Source organism: Phyllobacterium sp., from assembly GCF_037994405.1.
Classification (GTDB): domain Bacteria; phylum Pseudomonadota; class Alphaproteobacteria; order Rhizobiales; family Rhizobiaceae; genus Phyllobacterium.
This window is the reverse complement of the sequence record NZ_JBBNAN010000274.1, coordinates 1-6,701: the sequence shown is the minus strand read 5'-3', so window position 1 is coordinate 6,701 and position 6,701 is coordinate 1. Positions and strand designations below refer to the sequence as shown.

Annotated in this window: 7 protein-coding genes; all 7 read right to left on the bottom strand. The window is 56.4% G+C overall.

The genetic code is table 11. The features are described 5' to 3' along the window. Positions 1–698: biotin/lipoyl-containing protein (locus AAAC48_RS15105; RefSeq protein WP_340654956.1), on the bottom strand; the 698-nt coding region annotated here is incomplete at its 3' end. 14 nt (positions 699–712) lie between these two features. Then, a complete protein-coding gene (locus tag AAAC48_RS15100; protein ID WP_340654955.1) occupies positions 713–2,089 on the bottom strand; it encodes a pyruvate dehydrogenase complex E1 component subunit beta in 1,377 nt (458 codons plus the stop codon). A gap of 12 nt (positions 2,090–2,101) precedes the next feature. Continuing rightward, entirely contained in the window at positions 2,102–3,133 is a 1,032-nt protein-coding gene (gene pdhA / locus AAAC48_RS15095) for a pyruvate dehydrogenase (acetyl-transferring) E1 component subunit alpha (protein WP_340654954.1), read from the bottom strand. 128 nt (positions 3,134–3,261) lie between these two features. Next, the gene (locus tag AAAC48_RS15090; protein WP_340654958.1) at positions 3,262–3,594 is read right to left on the bottom strand and encodes a septum formation initiator family protein; all 333 of its coding nucleotides are present in this window, start codon (positions 3,592–3,594) and stop codon (positions 3,262–3,264) included. Positions 3,595–3,757: 163 nt separating this feature from the next. Then, a complete protein-coding gene (gene eno / locus AAAC48_RS15085; RefSeq protein WP_340654953.1) occupies positions 3,758–5,035 on the bottom strand; it encodes a phosphopyruvate hydratase in 1,278 nt (425 codons plus the stop codon). 146 nt (positions 5,036–5,181) lie between these two features. After that, the gene (gene kdsA, locus AAAC48_RS15080) at positions 5,182–6,015 is read right to left on the bottom strand and encodes a 3-deoxy-8-phosphooctulonate synthase (protein ID WP_340654957.1); all 834 of its coding nucleotides are present in this window, start codon (positions 6,013–6,015) and stop codon (positions 5,182–5,184) included. Beyond that, positions 6,012–6,701 (bottom strand): VOC family protein (locus AAAC48_RS15075; protein ID WP_340654952.1); only part of this gene is annotated, 690 nt, incomplete at its 5' end. The genes AAAC48_RS15075 and kdsA, both read right to left, overlap by 4 nt.

Genomic DNA, 6,701 nt, shown 5'->3' with positions numbered 1-6,701 from the left:
AGGCGCTTGGCGATCGTCTTGCGCATGCCGTCATGCGGTACGAGGTCGTAGGAACCTTCCTCGAACAGCTTCAGGACGGCATCGTCTGACATGGGCTTCGGCGCGGCAGCTGGAGCTGTCGCTGGTGAAGCAGTGGGAGCGGTTTTCGCGCCGCCACCGGCAATTGCGGCCTCCACGTCTTTCTTGATCACGCGGCCATGCGGGCCGGAACCCGCCACGGCGCTAAGATCAATGCCGGCGTCCTTGGCAATACGACGTGCGAGCGGGGAAGAAAATGGACGATCACCCGTCTTGGCGGGAGCAGCAGAGGTTGCTGGTGCTGGCGCAGCTTCCGCCTTTGGGGCCTCCGGCTTTGGCGCTGCGGGAGCGGCATCGGCCTTCATTGCTTCCTTCGGCGCTTCTGCTTTGGCTCGAGCCGCGTCGGCACCACCCTTGGCAGCAGCAGATGCATCCTCGCCTTCGCCGGCCAGAATGGCAATCAATGCATTGACCTTGACGCCTTCAGTACCCGCAGGAACCACAATCTTGGCGACGGTACCTTCATCGACAGCTTCGACTTCCATCGTTGCCTTGTCGGTTTCGATCTCAGCGATCACATCGCCGGGACCAACCTTGTCGCCTTCCTTGACGAGCCACTTGGCAAGATTGCCCTCTTCCATCGTAGGAGAAAGCGCCGGCATGGTGATATTAATCGGCATATCGGTTTCCTCCCTTATGCTGTGTAAGTCACAGCTTTGACGGCATCGATAATTTCCTTGACGTTCGGCAGGGCGAGCTTTTCAAGGTTCGCCGCGTAAGGCATCGGTACATCCTTACCCGCAATCGTCAGCACTGGTGCGTCGAGATAATCGAATGCCTGCTGCATGACGCGCGTAGCGATTTCCGTACCCACGGAGGATTGCGGATAGCCTTCCTCGATCGTCACGCAGCGCCCGGTCTTCTTCACCGATTCAATGACGGTCGGAATATCCATCGGGCGGATCGTGCGCAGATCGATGATTTCCGCATCGATGCCGAGCTTGGAGAGTTCATCGGCGGCCTTGACCGCGTAGTTCATGCCGATGCCGAAGGAAACGAGCGTAACATCCGTGCCGGTCTTGTGAATACGCGCCTTGCCGATTGGCAGCACAAAGTCATCAAGCTTCGGTACATCGAAAGAGTGGCCATAGAGGATTTCGTTTTCGAGAAAAATCACCGGATTTGGATCGCGGATGGCAGCTTTCAGCAAGCCCTTCGCGTCGGCGGCGGTGTATGGCATCACAACCTTCAGGCCAGGAATGTGGCTGTACCAGGCGGCATAGCACTGGGAGTGCTGCGCCGCGACGCGAGCAGCTGCACCGCTCGGGCCACGAAATACCATCGGCGCACCCATCTGACCGCCCGACATATAGAGCGTCTTGGCGGCAGAATTTATGATCTGGTCAATCGCCTGCATGGCGAAGTTGAAGGTCATGAATTCGACGATCGGGCGCAGGCCCGTCATCGCAGCACCAACACCAACGCCTGCAAAGCCGTGCTCGGTAATCGGCGTATCGACGACGCGGCGCGGGCCGAATTCGTCAAGCAGCCCCTGCGTGATCTTGTAAGCGCCCTGATATTCGGCGACTTCTTCACCCATTATGAAGACATTGGGGTCACGCCGCATTTCTTCCGCCATAGCATCGCGCAGCGCTTCGCGGACGGTCGTCGAAACCATCTCGGTTCCAGCCGGAATATCGGGATCGGCCGCGACTTCGGACTTTGGTGCTGCAGGAACCAAAGCTGCGGGCGCTTCGGCGGCAACTTCCTGCGGCTTGGCAGGAGCTTCGGCAGCAGCTTTCGGCGCGCTGAAAGAATCGGCGCTTTCGCCTTCGCCGAGCAGAACAGCAATGACAGAGTTTACCTTCACGCCATCGGTGCCTTCAGCAACGAGGATCTTGCCGATCGTACCTTCATCGACTGCTTCAACTTCCATCGTCGCCTTATCGGTTTCGATTTCCGCGAGCACATCGCCGGAAGTGACCTTGTCGCCTTCCTTTTTCAGCCATTTGGACAGTTTGCCCTCTTCCATAGTCGGCGAGAGCGCTGGCATCAGAATATCTACAGGCATGTTACGCCTCCCTTAGAGCAGAATGTCGGTGTAAAGCTCGGATGCATCCGGCTCTGGATCGGACTGGGCGAAATCGGCAGCGTCAGCCACGATGTCGCGTACGTCCTTGTCGATCTTCTTCAGGTCGTCCTCAGTGGACCAGCCCTTTTCGATCAACCGGTTCTTCACCTGCTCAATGGGATCATGTTCGGAGCGCATCTTCTGCACTTCGTCCTTGGAACGGTATTTCGCCGGATCGGACATGGAATGGCCGCGGTACCGGTAAGTCTGCATTTCAAGGATCATAGGGCCCTTGCCTGAGCGCGCCCAGGCTGCGGCCTCTTCACCTGCGGCGTTGACCGCACGCACATCCATGCCATCGACCTGAATGCCAGGGATATTGAAGGAAATGCCGCGCTTGGAGAAATCAGTCTCAGCCGAAGCCCGGGAAACTGCGGTACCCATGGCATAACGGTTGTTTTCGATGATGTAGATGACAGGCAGCTTCCAAAGGGAAGCCATGTTGAAACTTTCGTAGACCTGGCCCTGGTTGGCAGCGCCGTCGCCGAAATAAGCCAGCGAAACATTGCCATTGTCGCGGTAGCGGTTCGCGAAAGCGAGACCTGTTCCAAGCGAGACCTGAGCACCGACAATTCCGTGGCCACCGTAGAAATGCTTCTCCTTGGAGAACATATGCATCGAGCCGCCCTTGCCCTTGGAAAGGCCGCCGCGACGCCCGGTCAGCTCGGCCATGACACCGCGCGGGCTCATGCCGCAGGCCAGCATGTGACCGTGATCGCGGTAACCGGTGATGACCTGATCGCCTTCCTTCAGCGACATCTGCATACCGGTGACAACCGCTTCCTGCCCGATGTAGAGATGACAGAAGCCACCGATGAAGCCCATACCGTAAAGCTGACCGGCCTTTTCTTCAAAACGGCGGATCAGCAGCATTTGCCGGTATGCTTCGAGCTCTTGTTCCTTGGTGAACTGGATTGGTTTTGGTGCTTTAGCAGCAGAGGTCTGCGCGGAACGCGCAGGGCTTTTTTTCGCCCTCGTGGCCATATCTCACTCCCTGTGACTTGGTGGCACGAGAATAGCAGCAGGGGCGGAACTTACAATATGCAGAATCGAATAAGTGCTATGCAAATAAGATATTCAAAATACAGAGGAAAAAGCCGATTAACCGGAATTCAGTTAATAGCAAGATCGCCGGAGCCACGCATTATAGTGACTTCGTCCGGACGCGAAACATTCAATGCTTTACGAGCCTGTTCGTCCAGCATGTCCTTCTCAATCGTACCATCATGCATAAGTTGTACCTGCCGTTCAAGCTCCGTGCGTGATGCTGTGACAGCTTCCAGTTGGGCTTCAAGCAGCTTGGTCTGCTCCTGCAACTTGATGGTTGAATAGAGGCCATACTCGCCATGATAGGCGTGGAAGCCGAAATAGGCAAAGAACAGGGTTGCCATCAGCGGAACTATCAACCGGCCGCGCTTGGTTTTTCGTCTTTGTTTTGTCCACATTGGAGATAACCCGGAACGTTGCGGAATCAGGTCACCATGGCCTGATTTGACACCAGCCAATAAGACTATGTTTTGCTTAACAGGGGATTACCGCCGCTTTCCGACAAAGCAAAATGGCGGACACCGGGCCCGCCATCGCAATGCTTGCTAATCCGCTTGACAATCAAGCGTTGCGGAAAATCCCGCGGCCGGCATAACGGGCCTGCGGTCCGAGCTCTTCCTCGATGCGGATGAGCTGGTTGTATTTGGCAACCCGGTCGGAGCGGGCCAGCGAGCCAGTCTTGATCTGCCCGCAATTGGTCGCAACGGCGAGATCGGCAATCGTTGAATCTTCCGTTTCACCCGACCGGTGTGACATCACGGCGGTATAGGCGGCACGATGCGCTGTATCGACGGCATCGAATGTTTCGGAGAGCGTGCCGATCTGATTGACCTTGACCAGGATGGAATTCGCAACACCCATCTTGATACCATCGCGCAGACGCGCCGAGTTGGTGACAAACAGGTCATCGCCCACGAGCTGGCACTTGTTGCCGACGAGTTCTGTCAGATATTTCCAGCCGTCCCAGTCGTCTTCAGCCATGCCGTCTTCGATCGTGATGATCGGATAATCGCCGACGAGCTTGGCCAGGTACTTTGCCTGGGTCTTCGGATCGCGGGATTTCTTCTCGCCCTCATAGACGTAGTTCCCGTCCTTGAAGAATTCGGTCGATGCACAATCGAGGCCGATGGCGATTTCTTCGCCGGGCTTGAAGCCCGCGTTTTCGATCGACTCGACGATAAAGTCCAATGCAGCCTGCGCCGTTTTCAGATTTGGCGCGAAACCACCCTCATCGCCAACGTTGGTATTGTGGCCGGCATCCTTCAGGCGCTTCTTCAGAGTATGGAAAACTTCGGAACCATACCGGACCGCTTCGGCGACCGAGGATGCGCCAACCGGCAGGATCATGAATTCCTGGAAATCAATCGGATTGTCAGCATGTGCGCCGCCATTGATGATGTTCATCATCGGCACTGGCAGCACATGAGCGCTTGGACCGCCAAGGTAGCGGTAGAGCGGCAAACCGGAAGCCTCAGCGGCGGCTTTTGCAACAGCGAGTGAAACGCCGAGGATGGCATTGGCACCAAGACGGCTTTTGTTAGGCGTGCTATCGAGATCGATCATCGTCTGATCGATATGGATCTGGTTTTCTGCCTCCAGACCGCCAATGGCATCGAACAATTCGCCGTTGACCGCATCGACGGCCTTCTGGACGCCCTTGCCGAGGTAACGTGGGCCACCATCGCGAAGTTCAACTGCTTCGTGCGCGCCTGTCGAGGCACCAGAGGGCACCGCTGCACGGCCCTTGGACCCGTCTTCGAGAATGACATCGACCTCAACAGTCGGATTCCCACGACTATCCAGAATTTCACGGCCAATAATATCGACAATTGCAGTCATGGGGCATTTCCCTTTCAATTAGCATTGTGCAGCGTTGGGCTGGCCACTGAATAGCGAATGAAGATGACAAGGAAAATCCCCACAAAGACGAATTGTGGGTCAAAACAGAAAAAAGCCGTCAGAGACCGCCTTGCATCTGATCCAACTCAAGCTGCCTTAGCAATCCTGTCGAACTCGAGGAGCTTTTCAAGCAGACGCGGCATCTGGTCGATCGGTACCATATTCGGACCGTCTGACGGCGCATTATCCGGATCCTGGTGGGTTTCGATGAATACACCGGCCACACCAACAGCAACGGCTGCGCGTGCCAGCGTTTCCACGAATTCACGCTGACCGCCTGTGGAGCCGCCCTGCCCGCCCGGCTGTTGAACAGAATGGGTTGCGTCGAAGATCACCGGTGCGCCAAGGCTCGCCATAATCGGCAACGAACGCATATCGGATACGAGCGTATTATAGCCGAAGGACGCACCGCGCTCGGTAACCATCACATTCGGATTGCCGCTTTCAGTGACCTTGGCCACGACATTCTTCATGTCCCACGGGGCGAGAAACTGCCCCTTCTTGATGTTGACAACCTTGCCAGTCTTGGCAGCGGCAATCAAAAGATCAGTCTGGCGGCAAAGAAAGGCCGGGATTTGCAGCACATCGACCACTTCACCAAGAATGGCGCACTGCTCTTCCGTATGCACGTCGGTCAGCGTTGGGAGACCGAGTTCCTTGCGAATATCGGCGAAAACCGGCAGCGAGTTCTCGAGACCAAACCCGCGCTTTCCTGTTAGCGACGTGCGGTTCGCTTTGTCGAAACTGGATTTGTAGACGAGGCCAATTCCGAGTTTCGCGGTCAATTCCTTCAATGCACCCGCCATATCGAAAGCGTGCTGACGGCTTTCCATCTGGCATGGTCCGGCAATCAGCGACAATTGTCCCCTGTTGGAAAATGCGACATTACCTGCGGAAACGATGGAGTTCAGGGACATCAGAGGGCCTCAAATGCGATGGCAGCGCCCTGCCCTGGTGCCTTGTGCACAATCAGGCGGGAGCCACGCTTTTCGAACGGAATATTGTTCTTGGTGAGAAGAGATTCAACGGCAGCGAGATCACGCACGGCAAGCACGAAAGCCTGCAGGCGCAAACCGCGCTCTGTTTCATCGGCGTCGATCCCATAGAATGAGCGCAATCCCTGCGCCGTCAATACCGTGACTTTGGCATTCGCGCTGCGTAAATCCATGCCAAATGAATGCGCATTGACGTCCCGCTGATTGATGACTTCCTGCAAAGGGTACTGGAAGTCTGTCGGGTTGACTTCCGACAGCACGACCTCGCGCAGCATAACAGCACCATTTGCGTGTGCCTGAAGTGCCGTGCGATCGACTTTTGGGGTATTGACCCGCTCGCACGTGAAGAAGAATGCATCCGGCGCACGCAGATCGGCCGCGAAAGCCAGGCGGAAGCCGGCAGTGTCTTCCTTGCCGTCGGGTGTTCTGAAAGGCCGCGAGAAATTCAGGATATTGCCAGCAGATATGCCGGCTTGTACGAAAGCATTGTGGTCTGCCTTGGCATCCTGCGTACCCATGGCGAGTGCGGAGAAACCTTCATGGCCATTGCGGAACCGCCAGGCTTGATCCCGGGCCACAAAGACATTGCCATTTCTAGCCTCGGCCTCGCA